The 25454-nt window shown below is 68.5% G+C and carries 22 protein-coding genes; 8 read left to right on the forward strand and 14 right to left on the reverse strand.

Annotation, left to right across the window (positions count from 1 at the left end; all coding sequences use genetic code 11):
- Positions 1–6: 6 nt before the first annotated feature.
- From DID98_RS14945 to DID98_RS14970, 6 genes are all read right to left on the reverse strand, one after another.
- Positions 7–2001, reverse strand: a complete 1995-nt coding sequence (locus DID98_RS14945; protein WP_124487330.1) for a type II and III secretion system protein family protein — start codon at positions 1999–2001, stop codon at positions 7–9.
- A gap of 113 nt (positions 2002–2114) precedes the next feature.
- Positions 2115–2951 (reverse strand): Flp pilus assembly protein CpaB, encoded by an 837-nt coding sequence (cpaB, locus tag DID98_RS14950; RefSeq protein WP_044844306.1) that lies wholly within the window; start codon positions 2949–2951, stop codon positions 2115–2117.
- 35 nt (positions 2952–2986) lie between these two features.
- Complete coding sequence (locus tag DID98_RS14955) at positions 2987–4387, reverse strand: ATP-binding protein (RefSeq protein ID WP_124570976.1); 1401 nt, start codon at positions 4385–4387, stop codon at positions 2987–2989.
- Positions 4388–4419: 32 nt separating this feature from the next.
- On the reverse strand, positions 4420–4959 hold the full coding sequence (locus DID98_RS14960) for a prepilin peptidase (RefSeq protein ID WP_124487332.1): 540 nt from the start codon (positions 4957–4959) through the stop codon (positions 4420–4422).
- A gap of 31 nt (positions 4960–4990) precedes the next feature.
- Positions 4991–5197 (reverse strand): Flp family type IVb pilin, encoded by a 207-nt coding sequence (locus DID98_RS14965; RefSeq protein WP_044844309.1) that lies wholly within the window; start codon positions 5195–5197, stop codon positions 4991–4993.
- Between the two features lie 168 nt (positions 5198–5365).
- A complete protein-coding gene (locus DID98_RS14970) occupies positions 5366–5548 on the reverse strand; it encodes a Flp family type IVb pilin (protein ID WP_011880534.1) in 183 nt (60 codons plus the stop codon).
- Positions 5549–6598: 1050 nt separating this feature from the next.
- Here DID98_RS14970 and DID98_RS14975 point away from each other — a divergent pair.
- From DID98_RS14975 to DID98_RS14995, 5 genes are all read left to right on the forward strand, one after another.
- The gene (locus tag DID98_RS14975) at positions 6599–7834 is read left to right on the forward strand and encodes a glycosyltransferase family 87 protein (protein WP_124570996.1); all 1236 of its coding nucleotides are present in this window, start codon (positions 6599–6601) and stop codon (positions 7832–7834) included.
- Positions 7834–9213 (forward strand): glycosyltransferase family 87 protein, encoded by a 1380-nt coding sequence (locus tag DID98_RS14980; RefSeq protein ID WP_124487333.1) that lies wholly within the window; start codon positions 7834–7836, stop codon positions 9211–9213. Before DID98_RS14975 ends, DID98_RS14980 begins: the two co-directional genes overlap by 1 nt.
- 23 nt (positions 9214–9236) lie before the next feature.
- Entirely contained in the window at positions 9237–10280 is a 1044-nt protein-coding gene (locus DID98_RS14985) for a glycosyltransferase family 2 protein (protein ID WP_124487334.1), read from the forward strand.
- Positions 10281–10296: 16 nt separating this feature from the next.
- On the forward strand, positions 10297–10680 hold the full coding sequence (locus tag DID98_RS14990) for a GtrA family protein (protein ID WP_124487335.1): 384 nt from the start codon (positions 10297–10299) through the stop codon (positions 10678–10680).
- 513 nt (positions 10681–11193) lie between these two features.
- A complete protein-coding gene (locus tag DID98_RS14995; RefSeq protein ID WP_124487376.1) occupies positions 11194–12270 on the forward strand; it encodes an alpha/beta fold hydrolase in 1077 nt (358 codons plus the stop codon).
- Between the two features lie 23 nt (positions 12271–12293).
- Here the strand turns inward: DID98_RS14995 and DID98_RS15000 are convergent, their stop codons facing one another.
- Positions 12294–14066: a histidine kinase gene (locus tag DID98_RS15000; RefSeq protein ID WP_124487336.1), complete on the reverse strand. Its 1773-nt coding sequence runs from the start codon at positions 14064–14066 to the stop codon at positions 12294–12296.
- A 57-nt stretch (positions 14067–14123) separates the two neighbouring features.
- A complete protein-coding gene (locus DID98_RS15005) occupies positions 14124–15530 on the reverse strand; it encodes an HD domain-containing phosphohydrolase (RefSeq protein ID WP_124487337.1) in 1407 nt (468 codons plus the stop codon).
- Here DID98_RS15005 and DID98_RS15010 point away from each other — a divergent pair.
- The 3 genes from DID98_RS15010 to DID98_RS15020 all read left to right on the forward strand — a co-directional run bounded on the left by DID98_RS15010 (position 15529) and on the right by DID98_RS15020 (position 16911).
- Positions 15529–15774, forward strand: a complete 246-nt coding sequence (locus tag DID98_RS15010; RefSeq protein ID WP_124487338.1) for a hypothetical protein — start codon at positions 15529–15531, stop codon at positions 15772–15774. The genes DID98_RS15005 and DID98_RS15010 overlap by 2 nt on opposite strands.
- Positions 15771–16064 carry an antibiotic biosynthesis monooxygenase gene (locus tag DID98_RS15015; protein WP_044844322.1) on the forward strand — a complete coding sequence of 98 codons (294 nt, stop codon included), beginning with the start codon at positions 15771–15773 and terminating at the stop codon, positions 16062–16064. The genes DID98_RS15010 and DID98_RS15015 overlap by 4 nt, the downstream gene beginning before the upstream one ends.
- 112 nt (positions 16065–16176) lie before the next feature.
- Positions 16177–16911, forward strand: coding sequence for an ABC transporter substrate-binding protein (locus tag DID98_RS15020; protein ID WP_124487339.1), 735 nt, complete (start codon positions 16177–16179; stop codon positions 16909–16911).
- Positions 16912–17080: 169 nt separating this feature from the next.
- Here the strand turns inward: DID98_RS15020 and DID98_RS15025 are convergent, their stop codons facing one another.
- The 6 genes from DID98_RS15025 to DID98_RS15050 form a co-directional block, all read right to left on the reverse strand.
- Positions 17081–18679: a hypothetical protein gene (locus DID98_RS15025; protein WP_124570977.1), complete on the reverse strand. Its 1599-nt coding sequence runs from the start codon at positions 18677–18679 to the stop codon at positions 17081–17083.
- A 120-nt stretch (positions 18680–18799) separates the two neighbouring features.
- A complete protein-coding gene (locus DID98_RS15030; protein ID WP_124570978.1) occupies positions 18800–19795 on the reverse strand; it encodes a hypothetical protein in 996 nt (331 codons plus the stop codon).
- Positions 19796–19798: 3 nt separating this feature from the next.
- Entirely contained in the window at positions 19799–21100 is a 1302-nt protein-coding gene (locus DID98_RS15035; RefSeq protein ID WP_124570979.1) for a hypothetical protein, read from the reverse strand.
- A gap of 3 nt (positions 21101–21103) precedes the next feature.
- On the reverse strand, positions 21104–22495 hold the full coding sequence (locus tag DID98_RS15040) for a hypothetical protein (RefSeq protein WP_124487343.1): 1392 nt from the start codon (positions 22493–22495) through the stop codon (positions 21104–21106).
- A 39-nt stretch (positions 22496–22534) separates the two neighbouring features.
- Positions 22535–23587: a hypothetical protein gene (locus tag DID98_RS15045; protein WP_124487344.1), complete on the reverse strand. Its 1053-nt coding sequence runs from the start codon at positions 23585–23587 to the stop codon at positions 22535–22537.
- A gap of 50 nt (positions 23588–23637) precedes the next feature.
- Positions 23638–25449 carry a hypothetical protein gene (locus DID98_RS15050; protein WP_124570980.1) on the reverse strand — a complete coding sequence of 604 codons (1812 nt, stop codon included), beginning with the start codon at positions 25447–25449 and terminating at the stop codon, positions 23638–23640.
- Positions 25450–25454 lie beyond the last annotated feature (5 nt).

Raw genomic sequence — 25454 nt, forward strand, 5'->3', positions numbered from 1 at the left:
ATGGCTTCAACGATCGGTGGACTGGGGTTCCGTGCCCGCCCGCGCGATCTGCGCGTGCGCGGCGGCCGGCAAGCCGTGCTTCGAACGCGGCGCGGGTTTTGCCGGCGCGGCGGAGCCGGCGGCCGCGAGACGCGCGGCAGCCGCTTCGATGCGCGCGATCCGCGCCGCGGTAGCCGCGGTGGCCGCTTCGGCCTGCGGCTGCGACTGCTGTTGCGGCTGCGACTGTGGTTGCTCTTGCGGCTGCGCGGCCGGCGCCGGTTCGGCGCTCACCGTCCCAGCCGCGTCGGCAGCCGCGGCCTTCTGCGGCTCCGCCGGCACCGGCGCCGGTGCATCGGCGGGCTGCGGCGCACGCGGTGCGGGCAGTGCGGCGGCCGGTGCGGCCGGCTCAGCCGATTGCGGCGCGGGAGCAGGTGCGGGAGCCGGCGTCTGCGGTGCATCCATCGCGCCGCTCGCCGGTTGTGCGCCCGCCCGGCGGACACCCTTGCGGCCTTCCATGTTGCCGGTCGCATACACGTCGGCTTCGTTCGGCTTCGAGAAGCTGTCGGTCGGCAGCGGCACGTCGGCGGTCTGCAGCGGCCTCACCAGGTGCGGCGTGATCACGAAGATCAGTTCGGTGCGATCCTGCTGGAACGACGTGCTGCGGAACAGCGCGCCGAGCACCGGTACTTCACCGACACCCGGGATCGCCTTCAGCGCACCGGTCCCGTTGTCCTTGATCAGCCCGCCGATCGCGAACGACTCGCCGTCGCCCATCTGGACCGTCGTCGACGCGCGCCGCGTCGTGATCAGCGGCAGGATCGACGTGCCGCCGATGTTGGACGCGCTCAGCGTCACGCCCGTCTGCGACAGTTCGGACACTTCCGGCGCGACCTTCAGGCTGATCCTGCCGTTCCCGAGCACCGTCGGCGTGAACTTCAGCGCGACGCCGAATTCCTCTTCCTGCAGCGTGATCGACGACGTGCCATTGCCGCTGCTTTGCGGCACCGGGATGAAGATCCTGCCGCCGGCGAGGAACGTCGCCTCCTGGCCGCTGATCGTCACGAGATTCGGCTCCGCGAGGATCTTGACGAGGTTGTCGGTGTTCTGCACATCGGCCGCGATGCTGAACGGCCTGTTGTTCGCCTTGTTGAACACCGCGCCGCTTGCGACGCCCGCGAGCAGGTTGCTGACGAGCGCGCCGCTCCACGAGCCGAAGCCGCCCTGGATGTTGAACGCGCTGCCCATCTGGTTGATCAGCGTCTTCGACACTTCGGCGACCTTCACCTCGAGCATCACCTGCTGCGGCGACGTGACGGCCAGCATGTTCAGCACGCCGGCGCCCTTGCCGCCGCCGTCGCCGGCGCTGTCGCTGTACGCACGGGCGATCTGCACCGCCTGCTGCGCGGCCTGCGAGTTCGATACGTTGCCTGCCAGCACGATCGTGCCGGCGGCGGTCGATACGTGGATGTCGTGTTCGTTCGGCATCAGCTGCATCAGCGACGCCTGCAGGCCGCCGGCGTCCGCGCCGACCGCCACGTCGATCACGCGGCACGCACCGCTGCGCCCCTGCACGATCATGTTGGTCGTGCCGACCGACAGCCCGAGGATGTACAGCGTCTGCGGCGACACCATCGTCGCCTGCGCGACGGCCGGGTTGCCGATGGTCCGGTTGCGGACCGGCTCCGGCATCGGCACCAGCAGCGACTTGCCGAGCGGCACGCTGACGCTGGTCGACTCGCGTACCGCGCCCACGCAGTTCGGCCCGCGCAGCGGCCCCGGCGCCGCGGCGGGCGCGGCGGCCGGAGTCGGCGTCATGCTGATCGTCATCTGCATCGGCCCCTTGGCGGCCGCCGCCGGCGCGGCTGCACCGCCCTTCATCAGCGCGGCCGATTCGGCGGCTTCCTGGGCCAGTGCGCTGTATACGGTCAGCGTTCCGGCACAGAGGATCGCGGCCATCATCGCGCCCCGTGCGATACGCGTGCGCACCGGGCCGGTACCTGAATGTTGCGGATTGATCTTCATTTCGTCTGATCCCCCGAGTGACCGGCGAGGCGCCGGTTGTCGACTTTCAAGGCCGCCGTGCCCTGACGGCGGCCGATCTGGTTAATGTGGTTATTTGCACGTGTTCTACGAATTCAGAAACATTCGACGCTGCCGTGTACCCCGGTCAGCACGCCGACGCAATCGCGGCGTGCTCCCGGTGCCGCATGGGATGCGACACGCACGCGCACGGTCTTCACCGGCGCGGGTGCGGGCGCTTCGGGTACCGGTGCCTTGCCGAGCAGCGTGAGCTTGGTCGCGCCGTCGGTGGTCAGCGTCTTCTGGTCGACCTGGTTGCGCAGCACGAGCGACAGCGTGCCGACGCTACGCGCGAGGTCGAGGCGCTCGGCCTGGTCGGGCGTGACTTCGAGCGTCACCGCGTTGACGACCTTCGGTGCGGTGTCGTCGCGGCTGACCTGCTGCGCCACGGCCAGCACGAGGATGTGCTCGAGCACGATCTTGGAGATGCTCTGCCCGTCGGTCTTGCCTTGCTGTTCCTGCGTGTTGACGATCACGTCGACGTAGTTGCCCGGCAGCGCGAAGCCCGCGACGCCGACCACATCGTTCACCCGCACGGTAATCGCGCGGCTGCCGTCGGCGATCACCGCGGACAGCCCGCCCTTCGTGCCGACCGGCGCGAGCTTCGACTCGATCACCGGCTCGCCGCGGGCGAGGCTCGTGCGCACGACGCGCCCTTCGAGTTCCTTCGTGTCGGTGAACGCGCCGGTCGGCACGCTGCCCGACGGCCAGCTCACCATATGGATCTGGTTCGGCCCGAGCGGCTCGCCCAGGTTCAGGTCGGTGGTCGCCACCGCGACCGACGTGATCGAGCTGCTGGAGGTATTCATCAACCAGCGGGACGCGAACACGACCGCGGCAAGCCCCGCGACCATCGCGACGATCAGCATCATGAGCGCTCGACTGTTTTTCATGGCAATGCTCCTCAACGAATCGTGAAAGAAACGGCTCAACCGGTTACGTGCGTGCGACCGCCGTGGTCGGCAGGCGGCAGATACACGCCGTCGCGCTCGGGCGCCGTGCCGAAATAGCTGGCCCATGCGTCGTGCAGCGCGTCGTGCGTCACTTCGAGCGGATCGCCGCGATACCGCGCGCCGGCGGCGACGAGGCGCAGCAGATCCATCGGGAAGCATGCGAGATAGGCCTTGCCGGTCGGCAGGTGCAGCCGGTGCAGCAGATAGTCGAATGCGTCCTGCGTCGATACCAGGCCGAGCGACGCACATGCGGCGTCGAACACCGCGCGGTAGTGGTCGATCGACAATGCGCCGACGTGAAGCTTGGAACCGAGCCGGCGCAGGAACGCGTCGTCGGCGAACTGCTCCGGCGCCAGGTTGCTCGAGAACACCGGCCAGACGTCGAACGGCAGCACGAAGCGGTTGCCGGACTCGAGCGTCAGGAAATCGACGCCGCGATCGAGCGGGCGCAGCCAGCGGTTGAGCAGGTCGCGCGGCTCGACACGCTGGCGGCCGAGATCGTCGACGATGTACATGCCCATGTTCGCCTTCATGTGCGGCGGCGCCTGGTAGAAGCCCGCCGCGTCATCGCGGCGCAGGTCGAGCTCGTCGAGCGTCAGCTCGCCGCCGGACATCACGACCGGCCGCTCGCACAGGCGCCAGCGGCGATCGACCGATTGGCCGTCCGCTTGCGCTGCCGCATCGACATGCACGAGCGGGTCGTAGATCTGGATCACTTCGCCGGCGGCGCAAATGGCGTACGGCACCGGCACGTGGCCGCCCATCAGCGCGCCGAGCCGCTCCGCGAGGAACGTCTTGCCGCTGCCGGCCGGGCCGTAGATCAGAAGCGGACGGCCGGAGTTCAGCGCGGCGGCCGCCGAATCGAGGATCGCCGTATCCATGACGACGCCGTCGAAGACGGCCCACACGTCGTTCTGGGCCACGCGCAGCTTGCGCACCGAATGGGTGGACACGCAGTCGAGATACGCGTCGAGCGTCACCGGCGCAGGGCCGCTGTAGCTGCTGCGCGCGCGCTCTTCGAGCGCGGCCAGGCGGCCTGCCTCGGTCAGGCGGAACGTCACGTCGAGGTCCGTCTTGCCGCGATGGGTCAGTTCGACCAGATGCTCGCGCACCAGGAACGCGAAGATGTCGTCGAGCACGGCGAGCGGGAGACAGTGACGCTCGATCAGGTCGCCGTAGGACGGGCGGCCGAGCACCAGCGTCGACTTCAGCACGAGCCCTGCGATGAACGCCTGGCTCAGTCCGGTTTCCTCGAGCGAGCGCGGCGCCGCCGGCAGTTGCGCGCCCGGCTTCGCGTGCGCCTCCCGCATGGGCAACGGAAGCGGCAGGTGTGCAACCTGCGCGTCGCGTCTCGGTTCGGTGGGATTCGTGTTCATGTTCGGTCCATCCTCGTTGCAGGTTCGGCGCGCTACGCGCACGATACGAACAGCATGCCCAGCGTGCCGGCGGCAATCGCCACGCCATACGGCAACGCACCGACCGACGCGAACTCCACGGGGCCGTCGGTTGCCCCTGCACGCGCCCCGGACGCGCGACGCGCGATCAGCGCCACGACGTTCGCCCACATCTGGCGCACGCGTCCGCGCAGCAGCGCGAAACCGATCGCGCCGATCCCGCCGGCCAGAAAGGCGGCCAGCACGATGTAGAACGTCATCTGGGCGCCGACCCACGCGCCGATCGCGAGCATCAGCTTCACGTCGCCTGCAGCCATCCCGCGCAGCAGATAGAACGGCAGCAGCAGGCCGAAGCCGGTCGCGGCGCCGGCAAGCCATGCGAGCGCACCCGCCTGGACGCCGTGCAGCGCGCACTGGGCAATCAGCGCACCGGCCAGCCCGATCACGACGAGCCGGTTCGGGATGCGTCGGCTCGTGATGTCCGTGCTGGCCGCGACGACGACGAGCAGCGTCACGCACAACGGGACCGGGTAAGGCAGCGCAGCAGGCAACATGGCGAACCTCGACGGGATGTAATGATCAGGATCACTGACCCAGTGCGGTATTGACCGCCGCGGTCACGATCGACGCGATCGCGTTGTACATGTCTTCAAGCGAACCCTTCAGTACGACCACGCTTCCCAGCACGATGGTGGCGAATACTGCCGCGATCAGCGCATATTCGATCGACGTCACCCCCTGCTCGTCGGCGATCCATCGCGATACCGCTACCGCACATCCCCTGGTCCGCATGACGACCTCCGATTCGGTTGATCAAGAGAGCGGGGGAGACTCGAGCAGTGCACCGGCCGAGTCATCCGCCGTTCGGTTCATTCGACATCCGTTGGTTGGGTGTCCGGCCCTGATCGAGCGACGGGATGACGACGAACGGGCCGGACTCACCGTTCGCCGCCCCGCCATTCAGATGGCCGCGTTGAGGTCGTCTGCGATCGTGTTGAACACGGTCTTGAGATCGTTTCCGACCAGCGTCAATGCTGCAACGAGGCCGACTGCGATCAGCGCGGCGATCAGGCCGTATTCGATGGCCGTCACACCTTGCTCGTCTTGGACGAAACCGCGGACTTTCTGGATGAACGTGGACATGGCTAATCTCCTTTCGCACTACTATTGAAATCCCGTTGTCGGGTATCGACGCGGGGAGCTGGCACTACCGGCACAACGGCACAACAAATGGATTCGGATGCGGCGCTCAGCGACGGACACGGCAGGGTACGAGCCTGGCCGGGCGAACGATTGTCGGTGGGCTGATGCGTGCGATATCCATGCGCGCTGCGATCTGGCGAATGGTGCGATCGAGCAGAGCGAGAACGGCGCAACGACCGCCCCGTGCATGGATACGGATTGAACGGATGACGCAAGCGCGTCGATGCTGCTGCGGATATGCTTCGCGGCATGCGAGCCGCGACGTGCTCTGGTCTTTCATTTTTATTCCCCAAATGCTGTCATGTGATTCTTGTTGCGCGGACGATGCCGTCGCCTATTCGCTCGGTCGACGTTTCCGGCGGTTTTCACGGCCTGGGCGGCGTATTCCCCGACGCGCCCCCGATCCGTTGCTTTCCGCAGGTGATTGAGTCCGGTCTTGTCAGCCTGTTGCTTCAACCGGTCGTACATCACGTCGTCGACTTTCGTGCGGACCTTGACGCAAAGAGCAGGCCAGCCAGAAGGAAATCCAGACGCAGCAAGGGTTCCGGCGATCCCCCCGTCGGTCGTGTTTCGGCGCGCTGCACAAAATGTTTCAGATTTGATATACGCACGCAGGCCGGCCCGGGATGCCGGCGGGGCGCCGCCGTGCTGTGCAAGGGCACCCAAAAATTTTCTCGGGATTTTCCCGAATCCATGCAGGCCGTCGCCGGACACGAATTCCGCACACCGCCGGACCGGCGAAAAACCCGGAATGTTTCAAGCGAGAAACATCATTTGCGCCGCTACGGTTTTCTCAGACGTGAAAACCCGGTTTTCCGCGCTGTCGCTGCCGAATCGATATCTCACGATTCAGCCCGCGGTTTGCGTCACGCGATTTTTTCTCCAACAATGCATTCACCGGACAGCGCCATCGAACGCGATTCGATCCGGATACACAGCAACACAAAAAGGCTGCGGCAGAGAAGCAGCCTTCACCGCAAACGGGGCATCATGTACACAGCCAATCGTGGAGTGCGCTATCGCGCCAAACGCTGTGCTCAGTGGCTGACAGCCGACCGGATCATTCCGTACAGCTGCATCATGCTGATGCTGTGTGTTGGATTCCTGATCACCTGGGGCTTCGTGACGGATGCCTTCACGTCACAGACCACCGCACGGCCGGGTGTCGACTTCTCCGTCTTCTGGACCGCGTCGCAGCTCGTGCTGCAAGGCCATGCCGCCGCGATCTACGATCCGGTCCTCTTCTCCCATGCCGAGGTCGCGCAATTCGGTGCCTACATTGGCCACCAGTCGCTGCCATGGCTTTATCCGCCGACGATGCTGCTGTTCATCGCGCCGGTCGCCCTCGTGCCTTTCCTGCCCGCGTATTTCCTCTTTTTTGCGGGCAGTCTTTTATGCTATGCGTACGCAGTCCTGCGACTGTCGGGTCTGCGTGCGCACCTGCCCGCTCCGCGCGCCGCCGCGCTCGTCGTGCTCGCCTACTCGGGCGTGTTCGCGTCCGTCCTGTACGGGCAGAACAGCATCCTGACCGCCGGCATCGCCGCATTCGCGCTGCATTTCCTCGGCCGACGCCCGATCGTCGCCGGCGTGCTGATCGGGCTGCTCGCCATCAAGCCGCAGCTGGCGGTGGTGTTTCCGTTCGTGCTGGTCGCGACCCGCTCGTGGCGCACCTTCGCGTCGGCAGCGATCACCACGGTGCTGCTCACCGTGGCCGGCATTGCGCTGACCGGCACCAGCTCCCTGCAGGGCCTGGCTCAGGCGATGTCGATCGTGCGCGGCATGCATTTCACCCTTCCTGCCTACTGGTTCGTTTCGCCCACGACGTTCGCGGCGCTGCGGCTTGCGGGCGCATCGATTCCGGTCTCGCTCGCCGCCCAGGCCGCCGTCGGGCTGCTCGCAATCGCCGCCGCCGTCCAGGTGTGGCGTCGCACCGCCGACATTCGGCTGCGCGGCGCGGCGCTGGTGATCGCCACGCTGTTGACGACCCCCTATCTTTGGCATTACGAACTCGCGTGGCTCGGCATCGCGTTCATCTGCGTGATCGCCCACGGGCTCGACGAAGGCTGGCTGCCGGGCGACCAGATCGTGATCGTGCTCGCGTGGCTGCTGCCCATATTCGAGATATTCAACCGGATCACGAAGCTGCCGCAGATCGGCCCGGTCGTGCTGCTCGCCGTCCTGTTCGTCGTCGTGCGGCGCTCGACCCTTGCATCGGGGAATGCGTGATGAGATCGCCGCGCTCCCTTCTGCACGGCGATTCGGTGCTCGACGCACACCCGGAACTGCCGATCGCCGGCCCGCGCCGGTTCCCGCATTGGCTCAATCGCGATCGGGTACGCCTCTATGCGGCAGCGGTACTGCTGACCGAGTTGCTGTTCCTCTGCGTCTACCTCGCACGCGTGCACGGGTCGCATACGTCCGTGCCCGGGCCGCTCGCGCAGGATCTCGCGCCGATCTGGAGCGCTGCACGGCTCGCCGCGCACGGTCATGCGATCGACGCGTGGCATTTCCCGTCGCTCTTCGCGATCGAGAAACTCGCGATTCCGACGATGAACGCCGCGGACGGCTCGCTGCCGTGGCTCTATCCGCCGACCATGCTGCTGTTCGTGCTACCGCTCGGCTGGCTGCCGTACATGTTCGCGCTCGTGCTGTGGATCGGCGTCACCTACGTGCTGTTCGCGGTGACGATCCGCGCGACCGTGCAGCGCGATGCGGCGCTGCTCTGCGCGCTCGCGTTCCCCGGCGCGTTTCTCACGGTGATCGTCGGGCAGACGAGCCTCCTGAGCGCGACGCTCGCCGGTTGCGGGCTGCTGATGCTGAATCGTCGTCCCGTCATCGCCGGCATCTGCTTCGGATTGCTGACGATGAAGCCGCAAATGGCGATCCTGTTCCCGCTCGCGCTGCTGTGCGCCGCTCAATGGCGCGCGCTGGCAGCGTGGGCGGCAACGATCGCCGGCGGCTTCGCGCTGTCGACGCTCGCGTTCGGCCTCGGCGCGTGGTTCGCATTCGCACACGGAATTCACGACGCAGCGCAGCTCGTCGGCGCCGGCCACGCACGGCTCGCGCGCATGCCGACCGTCTTCGCGCTCGCCACCCTCGCCGGCTGGCCAGTCTACGTCGCGCGCGGCCTGCAGCTGCTGTCGGCCGCGGTCGCCGCGATCGCCGTGGTGTACGCATGGCGCGGCGCGTGTTCGTACGCGCTGCGTGCCGCGACGCTCGCCTGCGCGTGCCTGATCGTCAGCCCCTATCTGTACGACTACGACCTGACCTGGTACGGGATCGTGATCGCATGGTACGCACGCTATGCGTGGACGCACGGCTGGCGGCGCTTCGATCGCGAATGGCTGCTGCTGATGTGGGTGATGCCGCTCGCCGGCCTCGTGCTGGTGCCGCATCTGTCGTTCCAGTTCATGCCGCTGGTCACGCTGGCTTCGCTGGCACTGCTCGTCAGCCGGATTGCACAAGAAAGGCACGACGTGCCGTCGATGCCCGACGCACGCGACAACTCGACCGAGACCGGCTTCCCGCATCCGGTCCGCTCACACCACCGCCCGGCGCACGGACTGCGCCGCAGCGGCCGCACGACCGTCGGCGTCGGCCGCTGACACGTCATCACAGGGGACCCATCATGCGCGAACCGCTCTACACACCGCTCGTCTCGCTGGTCGTACCGTTCTACAACGAAGGCGAAGCCGTCGAACGCTTCTTCGACGTCGTGATCCCGCTGATGGCCAGCCTCGACGCGATCCGCTTCGAGATCGTCTGCGTGAACGACGGCAGCCGCGACGACACGCTCGAGCGCCTGATCCGGGTCAGCATGGGCGACCGCCGCGTGCGCGTGATCGATCTCACGCGCAACTTCGGCAAGGAAGCGGCGCTGACCGCCGGCCTCGACGAAGCGGCCGGCGACGCGGTGATCCCGCTCGACGCCGACCTGCAGGATCCGCCGAGCCTGATTCCGGTGATGCTCGAGCACTGGCGCGACGGCGCGGAAGTCGTCGCCGCGAAGCGCAGCAACCGCGCGTGCGATTCGTTCGCGAAGCGCACCGCTGCCGCAATCTACTATCGCGTGCACAACGTGCTGTCGGACGTGAAGCTGCCGGAGAACGTCGGCGACTTCCGGCTGATGGACCGCAAGGTCGTGAACGCGCTGCGCAGCCTGCCCGAGCGCCATCGCTTCATGAAGGGGCTGTTCGCATGGGTCGGCTACCGGACCGTGATCGTCGAGTACCAGCGCGACGCGCGCAGCGCCGGGCATTCGAAGTTCTCCGGATGGAAGCTGTGGAATTTCGCGATCGAAGGGATCACGAGCTTCAGCACCGTGCCGCTGCGTAGCTGGACCTATATCGGCGTCGGCATCGCCGCGCTCGCGTTCCTGTACGGCGCGTTCATCGTGGGGCGCACGCTGCTGTTCGGCAATCCGGTGCACGGCTACGCGTCGCTGCTGTCGGTCGTGCTGTTCATCGGCGGCATCGAGCTCATCGGCATCGGCGTGGTCGGCGAATATATCGGGCGCATCTACGACGAATCGAAGCAGCGTCCCGTCTATCTGATCCGCCGCCGCTACCAGACGCAAGGCAAGGTGGTCGAGCTGCCGGTCGCGCGCGATACGCGCCGCGCGGCCGCACGCCGCCGCGTCCAGCCGGCCCGCATGCGGGTCGGCGCCCGCTGAATCGGTGCAGCCGGCGATGTTCGCACTGCTCTACGCCGAGCGCGTGCGGCTGGCGCGCTTCGGCCTGTCCGGGCTCTGCTCGACCGCGCTGCACGTGCTGATCGCGTCCGCGCTGTACGCGCTGTTCGATGCGACGCAAGTGATCGCGAACGCCGTCGCGTTCGTCGGCGCGACGGCGTTCTCGTATCTCGCGAATACGCTGTGGAGCTTCTCGTCGAGGGTGCACTCGCGCAACCTGGTGCGCTATCTGACCGTTGCGCTGGCCGGCTTCGCCGAAACGATGGCGCTCGCGCGCGCCGCCGAACTGCTCGACGTACCGCGCGGCTGGGCCATCGTCGCGATCGCGCTGCTGATCCCGCCGACAATGTTCGTGCTGCACCGGGTGTGGACGTATCGGTGAATCCTTCACGCCGGCATCGCGACATGTGATTCCGGCGATTGCAAACGCGCAATCGATACAAGGTCCGCCGGCGCGGCTGGCTGCATGCCGTCGTGACATCGATCGCCGAGCCATTCCACGCATCGCGACGAACGCATCCGCATCGGATTGCGTCGTCGGGGAGCAGGCCCGGTTCATCGCGAAGCCGGTCGCCGAATGCACATGGACGATGTCGAGCATCGCGTTCGGGACGGCCCGCGGTAGGGTCGAAGCATTCATCGATCCGTCACGGAACCATCGCACCCGAGACGCGCGATGCCTGCTAGCATGGCGCGTGGCCTGTCCGAATCGCGAGGCTGCCGGCAACATGTCGCGCGGCGCGGGTCGCGCCGTCGCCTCCGTGTCGGTCATGCCGCGGCACGTCGACGCGGACGCTTCCCGGGGCACGCATCGTGCGCCGCCATCATTCGCCTTCCACCCGACGGCCGGCTTCGCCGCATGCTGTCGCGCGCGCCGCCGGCACGAGATCCGTCCATGCCCAGGAAAAAATCCAGCCTCTGGCTACGGCCTTTCGACCTGTTGACCGCCGCGACGCGCACGCGGCCCAAAAGAAAGACCGCCAAGCCGGCGCCATCGGCGAAGCGCCCCGCCACCGCACGCACCACGCGTCCCGCCCGCGCGCCGGCGCCCGCCGCCCGCACATCGCCGCGCCAGGCACCCGGCACGTGGCTGCGCTCGTTTCATTCCGCGCGCCCCGCCGCCGGCCAACTCGTCAACCATCTTGCGTACGCGCTGTACCTGCCCGCTGCACCGGCGACGACCGACGGCCTGCCCGTCGTCGTCATGCTGCACGGCTGCAAGCAGACCGCCGAGTCGTTCGCCGCTGGCACCCGTATTTGCCGTGTCGCCGAGCGCGCCGGATTTGCCGTGCTGTTTCCCGAACAGGCGAAGACCGCCCACGCCCATCGCTGCTGGAACTGGCATGGCGATGCGTCGCAGTCGGAGGCCCCGGCGATCGCATCGCTCGTCGACGCGATCGTGCGGGAGCGCGGGTTCGATCGCGACCGTGTCTATCTGGCCGGCATCTCGGCCGGCGCCGGGCTGGCCGCGCGTCTGGCGCTCGACTTTCCCGATCGCTTCGCGGCCATCGGCCTGCACTCCGGGCCGGCCATCGCGCCGCCGATGTCGACGATGGCCGCGATGAGCCTGATGCGCCGCGGTCTGCGCGACGATCCGATAGGCGTCGTCGATGCCTGCGTCGACGGGCGCGCTTATCCGGGCATGCCGGCACTCGTCGTGCACGGCGGGCTCGATACGGTCGTCGCCGAGCAGAATGCGCTGCAGCTGGGAGTCGCGTTCGCGCGGATCAATCGGCTCGTCGACGCACAGGGTGAGCTGCGCGTCGGCGAGCAACATACGTACGCGCACGACGATGCGGATTACACCGACTATCTGCGCGGCGGCACGCTGATCGTGCGGGTCTGCATCGTGCGCCGCCTGGCGCACGCGTGGAGCGGCGGCGATCCGCGCGAAGCATTCCACTCCGCGACCGGGCCGGACGCGACCGCGATGTTCTGGAATTTCTTTCGAAGGCGGCGGCGCAAGCGGTAGCGGAGCGACGCGTCACCTGTCATTCAAACGCGTTGCCCGACTGCCGCCGCCGCGCCCGCGTGGCCCTGCGCGCGCCGGATCGGCAGTCGAACGCGGAACGTCGTGCCGCGCCCCGGCTCGCTCGTCACGTCGATTGTGCCGCGATGACGCTCGACGATCCCGTGCGACACCGACAACCCGAGCCCCGTTCCCTGCCCGACCGGCTTCGTCGTGAAGAACGGATCGAAGATCCGCCGGACGATATCGGGCGTCATGCCGGTTCCGGTATCGCTGATCGCGATCGACACCTGCTCGCCGTCGCTCGACGTGCGGATCGTGATCACGCCGCGCGTCGGCATCGCGTGTGCCGCGTTGACGAGCAGGTTCATGAACACCTGGTTCAGCTGCGACGGAAGACATTCGACCAGCGGCAGGTCGCCGTACTCGCGCACGATGTCGGCCTTGTACTTGAGTTCGTTGTGGACGACGTTGAGCGTGCTCTCGAGGCCCGCGTGGATATCGGCCACGCTCCACTCGCCGCTGCCCGGCCGCGAGAAATCGCGCAAGTCCTGCACGATCCGGCGCACGCGCACCGCGCCGTCGATCGATTCGTCGATCAGCGTCACGATCTCGTCGCGCACGTAGTCGAGATCGGCCGCGCCGCGCAGCGCCGTCAGCGCGTCGCGCGCCGCGGGTTCGAGCTGCGGCAGCGCGGCTTCGTGCGCGGCGATCACGTCCAGCAGGCTGCGCACCCACGTCCTCAGCGTATTGAGGTTCGCGCTGATGAAGCCGATCGGATTGTTGATCTCGTGCGCGACGCCGGCCGCGAGCTGGCCGATCGATGCGAGTTTTTCCGATTGAAGCAACTGCACGTGGGTTTCCTCGAGCGCGCGCAGTAGGCGCCGCTGTTCGTCCTTCTCCTGTTCGAGCCGACTCTGCGCCGCGCGGCGCTCGTCGATCTCGCTCGCCATGTTCTCGCGCGTGCGTTGCAGCATCGCCGTCGTCTGCTCGTAGCGCCGCAACGCCGTTTCGAGTTCGGCGGTACGCAATCGCACCAGCCGTTCGAGCGTGTCCGTCATGCCGCGCAGAAAGGTTGTGCGCGCATCGAAGCGGCAGACGAGCAGCGTGACGATCAGCGTCGCCGTCGTGAACAGCGCGATGGTCGTCGCAAGCCACGGCCCGTCGATGCCGTTCGCGGCGCCGCAGCGCGCGTCCGGCGCGAAATGCGCGGCCGCCATCGCCGTGTAGTGCATGCCCGTGATCGCGATGCCCATGATCAGCGCGGCGCCGATGCGTTGCGCGGTCGCATGGCGCGCCTGTTGCGCGCGCAACGTCTGCGCCATCCAGAGCGCGGCGGTCGATGCGATCACGGCCACGCCGATCGATGCCGCGAACAGCGCGGGTTCGTAGCGAATGCCCGGCACCATGCGCATCGCGGCCATGCCCGTGTAATGCATCCCGACGATCCCGGCGCCCATCAGCGCGCCGCCCGCGAGCAGGTGCCGGCGGCTCAGCCGCGCACGCGTGACGACGTTCAGCGCGAAATACGACACGAGCACCGCGATCGCGAGCGACGCGCCGGTATCCGGCAGCGCATAACCGAGCGGAATCGGCAGCGACAGCGCCAGCATCCCGACGAAGTGCATCGACCAGATCCCGGTGCCCATTGCCGCCGCGCCGCCGGCCAGCCATGCGCGCTTGAGCCGCGGGTCGTCGAGCAGCGAGATGAACGCCGCCAGGTCGAGCGCCGTATAGGAGGCCAGCGTCGCGATGACGAGCGACAGCAGGACCAGCAGCAGATTATAGGTGCCATGCATGATCGGCGTCCCGGTCGAAATGAACGCGGTGCTGCGGCGGTGCGGCCCCGTGCAGCGTCACGCGGGCGGCGCGGCGGCGCTCGCCTGCGTCGACGCGGCCGCGCCGGTCTGCACGAGAATGTCGAACGACGTGCCCTCGCGTGCTTCGAAGCGCCGCACGAGCTCGATCTGGTGCGCCGACATCACGCTGCCCTTCGTCATCAGCAGCACGCCGCGATGCGTGCGCAGATCGTCGGCGAGCTGCATCCCTTCGCGCAGTTGTTCGGACCGGATCTCCGCGACGGACGCGGCGATGCGCAGGCTCGCCGGATCCCGCACCAGCTCGATGAAGCGCGCGACGAGCAGCGGGTCGTAACGCACGCCGGCCTGCGAATGCAGCACGTCGATCGCCTGTTCGACCGAATGCGGCGAGCCGATCTCGCCGTTTCGCAACCCCTCGAAATCGCGCGCGATCGCGACGATCCGCGAGCCGAGCGGGATCGCGTCGCCCGCCAGCCCGTCGGGCGTGCCGCGGCCGTTGAAGCGCTCGTACTGGTGCAGCACGATCGACGCGACCTTGTGCAGCTGCGCGACCGGCGTGAGCACCATCTGCGCGCGCAGCGGATGCTGCTGGAACAGGCTGTGTTCGTCGGTCGTCATCTTGACGAGCGGCTTGTGCAGCAGCTCGTCGGGCAGCGACAGCTTGCCGATGCCGTGCAGCAGTCCCGCGTAATACACGTCCTGCGCGTGCAGGCTGCTCATCCCGGCCGACAGCGCGAGACGGCGCGCGATCTCACCCACGCGCATCGCATGGCCGCTCGCCGATCCGCAGCGCATCTCGATCATGCTCGCGCACACCTGGACCATCGCGGTGAAACTGCTTTTCAGGTCGTGCTGTGCGGCTTCGAGAAACAGCACCGTTTGGCCGAGTTCCTCGGTGCGCGCGCGCACCTGCGTTTCGAGTTCCGTATTGAAGCGGCGCAGCACTTCGTTCTGCGCTTCGGTCAGTGCTGCCAGTCGCGCTGCTTCGCCGCGCAGGCGCCGCTGCTCGAGCGCCTGCTCGAGAGTCATCAGCAAGTCGTGATCGTCCCACGGCTTGTTCAGGTAGCGATACACGCCGCCTTCGTTGACGGCCGCCACGATCGATGCGATGTCGGAATAACCGGTCAGAAGGATGCGCATCGTGTCCGGAAACAGCGCGCGGGCGCGGGCGAGAAACGCCGCGCCGCTCATGGTCGGCATGCGCATGTCGGACACGATCAGGTCGACTTCGGTCGACGCAAGGATCTCGAGCGCGGCTTCGCCGCTTTCGGCGGTCAGGACCTCGTAGTGCGCGGGCCGCAGCACGCGCCGCAGCGCGGACAGCACGCTCGGCTCGTCATCGACCAGCAGGATCGATGGGGCGGCGGCGGGGGTGTCGGATGCGGCGTCGGTGATCGATTCGGGTGGTGTAACGTTCGTTCCGTTTGTCGCGGATGTCGTCATGGCAGGCCTCGGATTGTTTATCTTCACCACCTCTGTGACATCGGCGCGTGCCGCGTATTCCGTATTGGGGAAAACGCTGATTCGTATGAACCGAAGCGGCATGCGACGCACGACCGGCAGCGCGCGAGCCGGTCATCCGGAACGCGTGATGCCGACTTCCGGTATCGTTGCGGGACGCGTCGATCGCGGCGCCCCGTCGCATCGCGATCCGTTCGCCTCATTCACCCCACAGGAGCATTCATGATTCTGGAAATGGCATCGCTCGAAATCGATCCGTCGCAGGCCGAGCCATTCGAGGCGGCGGTTCGCCAGGCCCTCCCGCTGTTCGCCCGCGCGCGCGGCTGCGGCGGCGCCGAGCTGCATCGCGTGATCGAGCGCAGCGGCGGCTACCTGCTCGTCGTCAAGTGGGACAGCGTCGACGACCACATGGTGCATTTCCGGCAGTCGGACGACTTCCAGGCGTGGCGTCAGCTGGCGGGCCCGTTCTTCAAGAGCCCGCCGCAGGTCGTGCATACGGAAGTTGCGGTGAAGTAAGCGCGGTGAAGCAACCGCCGCAACGAGCCAACCGATCCATCGCGGATGACGCTGCGTCGGCGCCCTGACCGTCCGCCGCGCCAGCGCACCCGCCTTCCCAACGAGCCCTTTCATGACCGTCGACCCTTCCGTCCTCTCCGCGTTCACGCCGACCGGCAAGCTGCGCGCGTCGATCAATCTCGGCAACCCGATCCTCGCGAACCGCGACCCGGCGACGGGCGAGCCGTTCGGCGTGTCGATCGACCTCGCGCGCGCGTTCGCCGAGCGGCTGTCGGCCGAGCTCGAACTCGTCGTGTTCGATACGGCCGCCAAGTCGGTGCAGGCGCTGACCGACGAGCGCGCCGATTTCGGCTTCTTCGCGGTCGATCCGCTGCGCGGCGAAACGGTCGCGTTCACCGAGCCCTATGTGCTGATCGAAGGCTTCTATCTCGTGCGCGACGCTTCGCCGATCCGCGGCAACGCAGACGTCGACCAGCCGCACAACCGCGTGGCGGTCGGCAAGGGCAGCGCGTACGACCTGTTCCTCACGCGTGAGCTGAAGGCCGCGCAGATCGTGCGTGCGCCGACGTCGCAGGCCGTCGTGCCGACCTTCGTCGAGCAGCAGCTCGAAGTCGCGGCCGGCGTGAAGCAGCAGCTCGAGGCCGATGCGGCGAAGACGCCGGGCCTGCGCCTGCTCGGCGAGCGTTTCATGGTGATCCGCCAGGCGATGGGCGTGCCGAAGAGCCGCGGCGAAGCGGCCGCGACGGTGCTCGGCGCATTCGTCGAGGCAATGAAGGCGTCGGGCTTCGTCGCGGAGTCACTGCGGCGGCATGGCATCGTCGGGGCGTCGGTCGCACCGCTGGCCTGATTCGCACACCCGTCAAGTGTTTCCGACGACGCCGTCGTGCCAGGTCGGCGCGGGCCGTCGACAACCCGGCGCCACCTGGCGCTCGACACTTCGCTCGCGTGGCTGAACGTCGTCATCGGCGGGATTCGGCGCGGCACGGTGTTTTGCGAACGACTGCCGGTGCGCACGTTCATGATGCGGCGCGATGTCCCGCTGCTGTTGCGCCGGCGGGCGATCGAGGCGCTGCCGTCGCGGGGTGCGCGGGCGAGCGGGACGCCGCGGCGCCCGGCCCGGTCGGCGGCTGCGGCGCGGAAGCGGAAGCGGAAGCAGGCGCTGGATTCGGCGGCGACGAAGCGGGTTGGCTCGTGTGGGCACTCCCTGCCGAGCCTGACGCCGCTGATCCAGAAGCTGCTGGTCCTGAGCCCGCTGATCCCGACGCCGCCGACCCCGAACCTGCCGACCCCGAACCCACTGCCCCTGAACCCGCCGCTCCCGAACCCGCTGCCCCCGAACCCGCCCCGCCCGAACCCGCCGACCCAACAGCCGGCGGCGCACGCAGCCCACCGTCCAGCGCGGTCCTGCGAGCGGCCATGTCGGCCTGTTCGGCACTACGCTGGGCGGCGCGATCGGCGGACAGGCGCGCCGCTTCTGCATCCGGATTGATCGTGTTGACGCGGATGCGTTCGACGTCGCCCACACCCGCCAGCCGGTTCAACGGCACGTAATCCGTACGAAACACCAGTTCGACGCCGCTGCTCAGGTTGAGGTCGGCGTGCGAGCTTTCGGTCGTCTGGGTCCGGTCGGTCGACACGTAGCCGATCGTGCTCTGCACATTGGCCTCCGCGCCCCAGGGCCCGAAGCGCGCGCCCCCGCTCACGCCCACCGTGTTGCGCGTGTCGAACTGCGAGCCGCGGTCGTTGGCGGCGACGCTGCTCGCGTCGATATGGAAATTCATCGCGGCATTGAGCCGCCCGCTCTCGATGACGATGCGCTGCAAACCCATCTGCACCATCGTCGCGAGCAACTGCTGGCGGTTGCGGGCCAGCACCTGCTGGGCGAGCGGCACCAGGCGCTCGGGATCGGCGGCCGTCACCGCGTCGCCCGGCCCCAATCCCAGCGCGGTGCGCAGCGCCGCTTCCGCCGGCGGGGTCGCGCCCGCGCGCAACGCCAGCCGGGTCGACGCGTCGCGCTCGGCCTGCAGTTCCTGCTGGCGCTGGCGGCGCTCGTCCGGCGGCAGGCCCGCCAGTTCGTCGGCGTCGTCGGCGGCCTCGTCGTCGCCGGTGACCTCGTAGGCGGTGGGGAAATGCTCGGCCAGCCACTGCCGCGCGCCGGCGATGCCGACGTTGCTGTCCGCGAAGCCTTCGGTGGTCTGCGCGACATTGCGGATCAGGTCGACGAACGCGGTCAGCTGCTGCTGGTTCGAATCGTTCATCGCCTTGAAGACGCCCGTGATCAGCTCGGTCACGAAGCGCGGGAACGACACCGCGTTGAGCACGGCCCGGGTGGTGCCGGCCATCCGGTCGATGGCGGTGCCCGAATACGCCGAGCCCGCGTCCTGCGCGACGGCCAGTGCGGTGCCGGGACGCGCCGCGAGCTCGTCATGATCGACCGCGAGCGAGCCGATCCGTGCCAGTCCGGACGCGAGATCGCGGCGCATGGCCGGATCGAGTGCGCCAAAGCCCTGCTGCGCAGACAGCAGTTCGCGGACACGGTGGCGAACGTCGGGCCGCGGCACCGCCGAACGCGCAAGATGGGCGGTTGCCGTCATCTCGGCGGCTCCGCCGCGCATCGCGCATTCCGCGTCCCGCAACTCATGCAGCACGGCCGGACGGGCGACGGCACGTCCGCCGCCGTCGGCACCCGGGTTCTGCCGCCCGTCTCGCGACGGCCTGAGCGACGCGGTTCCATGTCAGCTTCCGAGCGCCGCCCACGGGTTCGACGGCGCGGCCGGGCGCGCGGCCGGCGGCACGGCGCGGCCGTCGTCCGGGACGGAAGACACCGGGCCATCGGGTTTCTCGCCGAGGCTGAGCGTCGCCTCGATCCAGTCGGCGGCGGAGGCGATCACCGGATTGTCGGTGCGCAGCAGCGGCGACGCGCCGTCCAGCGCATCCGCGACGTCCGCCAGCCATGCGATCACGGTCATCCCGGCTTTGCCGCGCCGGACATAGGCGGCAGGCTGGGCCGGCGGCTGCCGCGAAAGCCGGCCGATGCCGGCCACCACGCCCCAGATGTCGCGCGCGGCGAAGCCGTGACGCAGGTCGGCATGGCCGAGGATCGCGAACGCGTCCCTGAGCATGCCGACGATCTCGCCGGCCATGAACGCGGTCACGCCGGTACAGGCGGCGCCGAGATTCTGCGCGAGCGCGCGCGCGGCGTTGCGGACCCGCGCCTGGCGCCCGGGATCCCCGCCCGGGTCGGCACCGGGCGTCTCGTCGAGCTTGTAGAGCGCCTCGCAAAGCACGAGCATGCATTCCTCGAACTGGACGTTGCGCTCGGCATCCGCGGCCGCCGGGCCGTACGCGGTGCCGAACAACCGTGCATAGAACGCCGCGCGCTCGCCGGCCGCGAGCTTCTCGGCGCGGTGACGCCACCAGTTGGCGACCAGCGGCTCCGCGCCGCCGAGATCGACGCCGACGGCGCCGCTCGCCGACAGGCCGGCGAGCGCCTCGACCGCGGGGATCACGCCCGCGGGCTCGAGGTCGGCCGCCAGATAGAGCGACGCGAGCGCCCGCAGCTGCGCCTTGTCGACGCGCGCGGCAACGGGATCGGGAATCGCGATGTCGCCGAGCTCGTCGAGCGCGAACGCGAGGCCGTGCGCGGTCGCGCGCTCGACGAGCCGCTCCCCCGACCGGATGGCCGCCGCGAGCCCGGCATCCGCCGGCGGGACGATGAGCGTGCGCGCCATGATTCAGTGCTGCCCGGCCGGCACGCCGGCGGCAGGGGCCGGCTTGTTGGGGTTGTACGGCGTCGAGTTGCCCTGGATCACCGACATCATCTCGGGCGTCGCCATCTTGTCGAGCGGCAGGTAGTCGCTCTTGAAGTTGACGCGAACCTCGCCCGACAGCTTCGCCTTCACCTCGGCCTTCGATTCGCTCGTGTCGTCGAGCGCCGACCCGACGGTGGCCACGTGTTCCTGCTGCCCCTCGAACGCGGCGTCGGCCGAATACGGCGTGTACCAGCTGCCGTAATGGGCGTTGAGCGATTCCTTGTACTTCTGGCTCTCGCGGTCGTGCATCGACGCGGTGTAGGTGCGTTTCGCCGTGTCGCTGGCGCGCATGTCGAACACCACCTTGGCGTTGATCGACCCGTCGGTGACGACGATGCGGTTGATGCCGAGCATGACCATCGACGACAGCAGCTGCTGGCGCTGCTTCGCCATCTGCAGCCGCGCCGCGGTGACGAGGCGCAGTTCCGACTTGTCGTCGGACAGGTCGGTCACGGGCGGATCGAGGTTGTAGTTCCGGCTGATCTCGGCCAGCCGCTGCTGCGCGTTGTCGCCCTGCGCCACCAGCCGCGTCGGGGCCGCCGCCGCGGCCGCGCCGGCGCTGTCCGCGTCGAACGCGTCGGCGCCGTCCTGCGCCTGCACCGACAGCACGTCGGGGAACGAATCGGCGAGATAGTCGCGGCCGGCGCCCTCGCTGATGTTGTCGCTCATGAACTGGGCGGTGGTCTTGGCGACATTGGCGATCAGTTCGCCATACGCGCGCATCTGCTCGATCGAGCTTTCGACGATCGCCTGGAACACGTTCTTGATCAGGCCTCCTACGAATTTCGGAAAATCGACCTTCTGCACCATCTGGCCGAACTGCTCGACGCCCTGCTTCACCGCGCCGGCCTGGAAGTCCTTGCCGGCGAAGCCGGGATCCTGCGCGAGCTGGCGCTTGGTCGCGGTGACGGGATCGTCGGCCAGCGCCGCGGCGGCCGGCGCCGGACGCGTCGGCACGAGCGGGTGCGCGAGGCCGGTGGGCGGCAGTTCGCCGTTCGCCTCGCGCTCGGCGATCTCGGCATGCACGCCGTTCGGGTCGGCCAGGTAGGCGAGCACCCGCACCGTATCGGCGGCGATGCGGCGGCGCTCGTCGTCGGGCAGGTCGAGGAACGACGGAATCGCGGTCAGCAGGCGGCGCACCTCGGGCCGCGTCGCGTCGAACGCGGCGGCGCTCGTGGGCGGCCGCACCGGGTGGAGCGCGTCGGGGGGAGCGGGCAGGCGCATGGCTCAGTTTCCCCTGGCCGCGGCCGGCGCCGGCGCGGCGGCCGGCGCCGCCGCCGGGGCTGAAGCCGCCGCAGGGGCGGACGCCGCCGGCGGCGTTTTCGGGCTGGGCAGCACGTTCGGATCGGCCGGCGTCGCGTTGCCGGTGATGGTGGCGATCATCTGCGGCGTCGCCATCTTGTCGAGCGGCAGGTAGTCGCTCTTGAAATTGACGTCGACCGCGCCGGACAGCTGGATCTTCGTCTGCATCGCCGCGTTGCTGGTTTCCGACGCGGCCGTCGACGCGGTGATGATCGGCTTGTTCTCGTATTCGTAGTCGCCCTTCGCGTAGTAGTCGGCGCTGTACTGACGGCCGTTGTCCTTGTCGTTGCTGGAGTCGTACTTGCCGCCGCGATCGTAGGTGCCCTTGCCGGCGTAGGTCGACTGGACGTTGCCGTCCTTGTCGCGGGCGAGGTCGACCGCGGTGGCGCTGCGCTGCTTCGAAAGCGTGTCCTGCGCGCGCACGTCGTAGATGATCTTCGCGGAGATCTTGCCGTCGGTGACGACGATGCGGTTGATGCCCATCAGCACGATCGACGCCAGCATCTGCTGGCGCTGCTTGGCGAGCTGCATCTTGAAGCGGTTGACGATCGCCAGCTCGGAGGCCTCGTCCGACAGGTCGAAGGTATCGCCGTCGCCCATCTGCAGGCGGGCGCGCACGGTCTTCGACGCTTCGTCCGGGTCGACCCCGTCGCGCACCTGCACGCGCGGGCTCGGCGTGTCGCCGCTGTCGTCCATGCCGATCTCGAACAGGTCGGGAAACTGGCCGACCATATGATCGCGCGCCTGGTTCTCCGTCACATGTTCGTCGGCGAACTGGCCGAGCGATTTCGCCACCTGCGCGATCATTTCCTGATACGCCTTCATCTGCTCGATCGAGCTGTGCGTGATCGACTGGAACACGCCGCTGATCAGGCTCGCGACGAAGGTCGGGAACTTGACCTGGTTCAGCAGCTCGCCCGCGACCGCCGCGCCCTCGTGCGCGGCCGCCGCGGTGAACTTGGACTTGCCGATGCTGTCGACGGCCTGGTTGTGCGTCGAGAAATCCGCCTCGTGCGCGGAATGATCCGTGTTGTCGTCGAGCGCGCGCGCCGGCGCGGTGCCCACCCCGCCCGGAATCTCGTGGCCGGCGAACCCTTCGGGCCGCGCGAGGTAATCGGCGATCAACGCGGTGTTGCGCGCGATGTCGCGGCGATCGGCGTCGGGCATCGCGTTGAACGCCTGCGACCGGGTCAACATCTGCGCGACGCCGTGGCGCACTTCGTCGGCGGGCACCGGCGGCGTGTGCCGCGGAGCGGCCGCCGCGGCGCGCGGCGGCGGCGGCGCGATCGGCGTGGAACGGGCAGCTTGCGGGAACATGGCGACCTCGCGGGAAACGCGTGACGAAGCGATTCGGATTCAGTTGGCCTGGGCGGGCGCGTCCACAGGCAGTTCGAACTCGATGGGGCGCAGGTAGAGACTCACGCGTGCCGGGCAGGCCGCGTCCGTGCGCAGGCTGATGATCGAGAAGCGGCCCGGCCAGTGCGCGTCCTCCGGCGTGAACGCGCCCATCCAGCGCTCGAGCGCCTGCAATCCGCGCGGACGCTCGGCGAGCCCCATCGTCAGCAGGCTGAGGAACGCGGGCGGCACGTCGGGGATCGCCGACAGCAGCACGTAGAGCTCGAAATCCGGCCCGTCCGGGCCGAGCCCGAACGCGAGCAGCGCGCCGTGCGGCGGCAGGTCGAAGCGTCCGCCGAGCACCAGCCCCAGGAGCTGCATGATGCCGGGCAGCCGATGGCCGATGCCGAGCGCATCCATGACCGGCTGCAGATCGGCGAGCCGCAGCGCGCGGGTGCACGCGAACGTGAGCCGCTGGCCGCCGAGATCGCGCTGGGCCGCCATCGTGGTGAAGAGCGGCTTGAGCCCCGGCACCATCTGCAGCGCGGCCTGGACGATGCCGGCCAGGTCGCGGGGCAGGTTCTCGATCGTGCCGGCGTCGCCGGGCAGCTCGTAGTACACCTTGGACGCATAGAGCCCGTCGCGGTCGTAGCTGGAGCCGAAGAACGCGCCGTAGTCGAGGTTGCCGCCCGGCCGCGCGAAGCCCCGGAACGGCTCGCTCGCCTGGTCGAACCAGTGCAGCGCCTCGCGGCCGATGAAGTCGCGGATCAGCTTGCGCATTTCGCGGGTCGACTCGTCGCGCCGGTCGATCGCCGACGCCTCCGGCGGCAACGGCTCGATCGTGAAGCGCAGCTTGCCCGGCTGGCTTTCCGAGAAGCTGGGCTCGAACGGCACCGCCATCGGCATCAGCGCGTTGTCGCGGAACCGCAGATCGTCGGCGCCGTCGCCGAAGGTGCGCAGGAACAGGTCGCGCGACGGCGCGAATGGATCGGCGGTGCCAAGGCTTCGCGCGGCGCTTTTCAGGCGGCGTTCGACCCGGGCGACGACCGGTTCGCGGATTGAGGTCAGGGGCATGGCTCGGCTCCGGCAGGGTTCGAAAATGGCGCGGCACACGCGACGCCGCTTCAGTGCGGACGGTTCGAGTAGTAGCTCGCGCCGTTGTGCGTGCCGACACCGTAGCCCGCCTTCACCGGCACGCCCGCGCCAAGGCCGATGCCGGCGCCGATGTCGCCGACGCCATCCAGCATCTCACGCGCCATCGCCGGGATCGGCACCGGCTTCGAGGTCATCTGCGGCGCCTCGCGCGGCTGCGAGAACTGCTCGATCTGCGTATCGGTGGTCGCGGTATCGGCCAGCCACAGCTCGCATGCGTTGACCAGGTCGTAGTCGGTCGGGTCGACGGTCGACTTGTGGTTCGACGAGACGTCCGGGTTGGCGATCTGGTCGATGCTGAGCAGCGGGCCGGTCGCCTTGTTGACGCGATCGACGTTGTTGGCCAGCCACGCGGTGATGATCGTGCCGCAGGTCGCGAGCGTGCGATAGCGCGAGCTGGTGCGCGCGCCGCCCAGGTCGTAGGTCGCGACCTGGTCGATCACCTGCCACATGTCCTTCGCGCCGTAGCAGCCGCGGATCTCGGGGTCCTGCAGCAGGTCGATCATGAACTTGACCTGCGACTGGATCTCGCGCGCGGCGTAATGCGCCATGCCGTAGCCGTGCAGCGACAGGTTGCCGGCGAGATCGCGGGCGGCCTTGCGCACCTGCTGGTGGTTGATCGGGTTCGGCACGTTCGCGCGCAGCAGCGAGTCGACCTCGGTCTGTCGCACGAACGACGACACCGACGACACGAAGCGGATCCACAGGTCGTTGAACTCGCGATTGCCGGCCGTGTTCGGATCGCCGCCCGGCACGCCGAGCGTGATGGCCGCGAAGTTCTTGCGCTCCTGCTCGGAGATGCGGTTCGGCGTTTCGCGCCAGTAGCGATAGAGCAGCTTGCCGGCATTGCCCGGGCCGATCGGCAGCGTGCCGTGCTGGAACTGCTCGACGATGCGGTCGACCACCTGGAACACCTTGAGTTCGTCGAACATCGCGGCGACGATCATCGGGCCCATCACGCGCACGTTGTCGGCGACGATGTTCGCGTCTTCCAGATCCTCGAGGTTCGGCAGGTCGATGCCGAGATCGGCGATCGCGTCCTCGCCGCCGATGTTCTGGACGGTGTTCAGCTCCTCGTTGATGCGGCGGCGCAATTGCGGCTCGTCGGCCTGGATCTTGCGGGCCTGCAGGCCGCGCATCACGCGCGCGAATTCGGTGGTGACCACGCCCGGCTGCTCGCCGCCGCGGCCGTCGGGATCGCCCTCGATGCACAGCAGCGCCAGCACCCGCTGCGCGAGCCCACCGTACGAATTGGCCTCGCCCACCGCCGCGAAGAACTGGCGGGTAAAGGCGTTCATCAGCACGTTGTCGCCGTCCGGCACGGTCTTGCCGCCGTCGACCTTCACGGGCGGCGGCGTGGCCCCGTCCACCGCGAGGATGCCCAGCACCAGCGCGACGAGCGTGATCGACACGGCCTCCGGGTCCGAGCCGTTCGCGCCATTGGCGCCATTGGCACCATTGGCGCCGCTCACGTCGCCCGCGTCGAACACGAGCTGGCCGTTGACCTCGGACAGCAACGGCGGATTCACCAGCGACTTGCTGGCGAGCAGTTCGCGGGTGGCGACGAACAGCGGATCGCACACCTGCGGCACGCCGTCGGACGGCTTCGTGTCGTAGACGACCGCGAGGATGGCCTTGCACAGCGCGAGCTGCTCCCGCTCGGCGGCGACCGGCGGCCGCTTCAGCGACTCGAGCCGGTTGACGATATCGACCAGCCCGTCGCGTGCCCGGGTCTCGAGGTCGACGAGGTCGAGGAAGCGGACTTGATTGTTGACATGAAACATTTAAC

Source organism: Burkholderia sp. Bp8984 (genome assembly GCF_003853755.1).
Lineage (GTDB): Bacteria > Pseudomonadota > Gammaproteobacteria > Burkholderiales > Burkholderiaceae > Burkholderia.

Coding starts and splice junctions, on each gene's coding strand:
- DID98_RS15030 (WP_124570978.1), bottom strand. CDS start 19,795: ATGGCGCGCACGCTCATCGTCCCGCCGGCGGATGCCGGGCTCGCGGCG.
- DID98_RS15050 (WP_124570980.1), bottom strand. CDS start 25,449: ATGTTTCATGTCAACAATCAAGTCCGCTTCCTCGACCTCGTCGACCTC.
- cpaB (WP_044844306.1), bottom strand. CDS start 2,951: ATGAAAAACAGTCGAGCGCTCATGATGCTGATCGTCGCGATGGTCGCG.
- DID98_RS14985 (WP_124487334.1), top strand. CDS start 9,237: ATGCGCGAACCGCTCTACACACCGCTCGTCTCGCTGGTCGTACCGTTC.
- DID98_RS14980 (WP_124487333.1), top strand. CDS start 7,834: ATGAGATCGCCGCGCTCCCTTCTGCACGGCGATTCGGTGCTCGACGCA.
- DID98_RS15005 (WP_124487337.1), bottom strand. CDS start 15,530: ATGACGACATCCGCGACAAACGGAACGAACGTTACACCACCCGAATCG.
- DID98_RS14970 (WP_011880534.1), bottom strand. CDS start 5,548: ATGTCCACGTTCATCCAGAAAGTCCGCGGTTTCGTCCAAGACGAGCAA.
- DID98_RS15010 (WP_124487338.1), top strand. CDS start 15,529: ATGGCAGGCCTCGGATTGTTTATCTTCACCACCTCTGTGACATCGGCG.
- DID98_RS14995 (WP_124487376.1), top strand. CDS start 11,194: ATGCCCAGGAAAAAATCCAGCCTCTGGCTACGGCCTTTCGACCTGTTG.
- DID98_RS15000 (WP_124487336.1), bottom strand. CDS start 14,066: ATGCATGGCACCTATAATCTGCTGCTGGTCCTGCTGTCGCTCGTCATC.
- DID98_RS14960 (WP_124487332.1), bottom strand. CDS start 4,959: ATGTTGCCTGCTGCGCTGCCTTACCCGGTCCCGTTGTGCGTGACGCTG.
- DID98_RS15045 (WP_124487344.1), bottom strand. CDS start 23,587: ATGCCCCTGACCTCAATCCGCGAACCGGTCGTCGCCCGGGTCGAACGC.
- DID98_RS14975 (WP_124570996.1), top strand. CDS start 6,599: ATGTACACAGCCAATCGTGGAGTGCGCTATCGCGCCAAACGCTGTGCT.
- DID98_RS15025 (WP_124570977.1), bottom strand. CDS start 18,679: ATGCGCGGCGGAGCCGCCGAGATGACGGCAACCGCCCATCTTGCGCGT.
- DID98_RS14945 (WP_124487330.1), bottom strand. CDS start 2,001: ATGAAGATCAATCCGCAACATTCAGGTACCGGCCCGGTGCGCACGCGT.
- DID98_RS15020 (WP_124487339.1), top strand. CDS start 16,177: ATGACCGTCGACCCTTCCGTCCTCTCCGCGTTCACGCCGACCGGCAAG.
- DID98_RS14965 (WP_044844309.1), bottom strand. CDS start 5,197: ATGCGGACCAGGGGATGTGCGGTAGCGGTATCGCGATGGATCGCCGAC.
- DID98_RS14955 (WP_124570976.1), bottom strand. CDS start 4,387: ATGAACACGAATCCCACCGAACCGAGACGCGACGCGCAGGTTGCACAC.
- DID98_RS15035 (WP_124570979.1), bottom strand. CDS start 21,100: ATGCGCCTGCCCGCTCCCCCCGACGCGCTCCACCCGGTGCGGCCGCCC.
- DID98_RS15040 (WP_124487343.1), bottom strand. CDS start 22,495: ATGTTCCCGCAAGCTGCCCGTTCCACGCCGATCGCGCCGCCGCCGCCG.
- DID98_RS15015 (WP_044844322.1), top strand. CDS start 15,771: ATGATTCTGGAAATGGCATCGCTCGAAATCGATCCGTCGCAGGCCGAG.
- DID98_RS14990 (WP_124487335.1), top strand. CDS start 10,297: ATGTTCGCACTGCTCTACGCCGAGCGCGTGCGGCTGGCGCGCTTCGGC.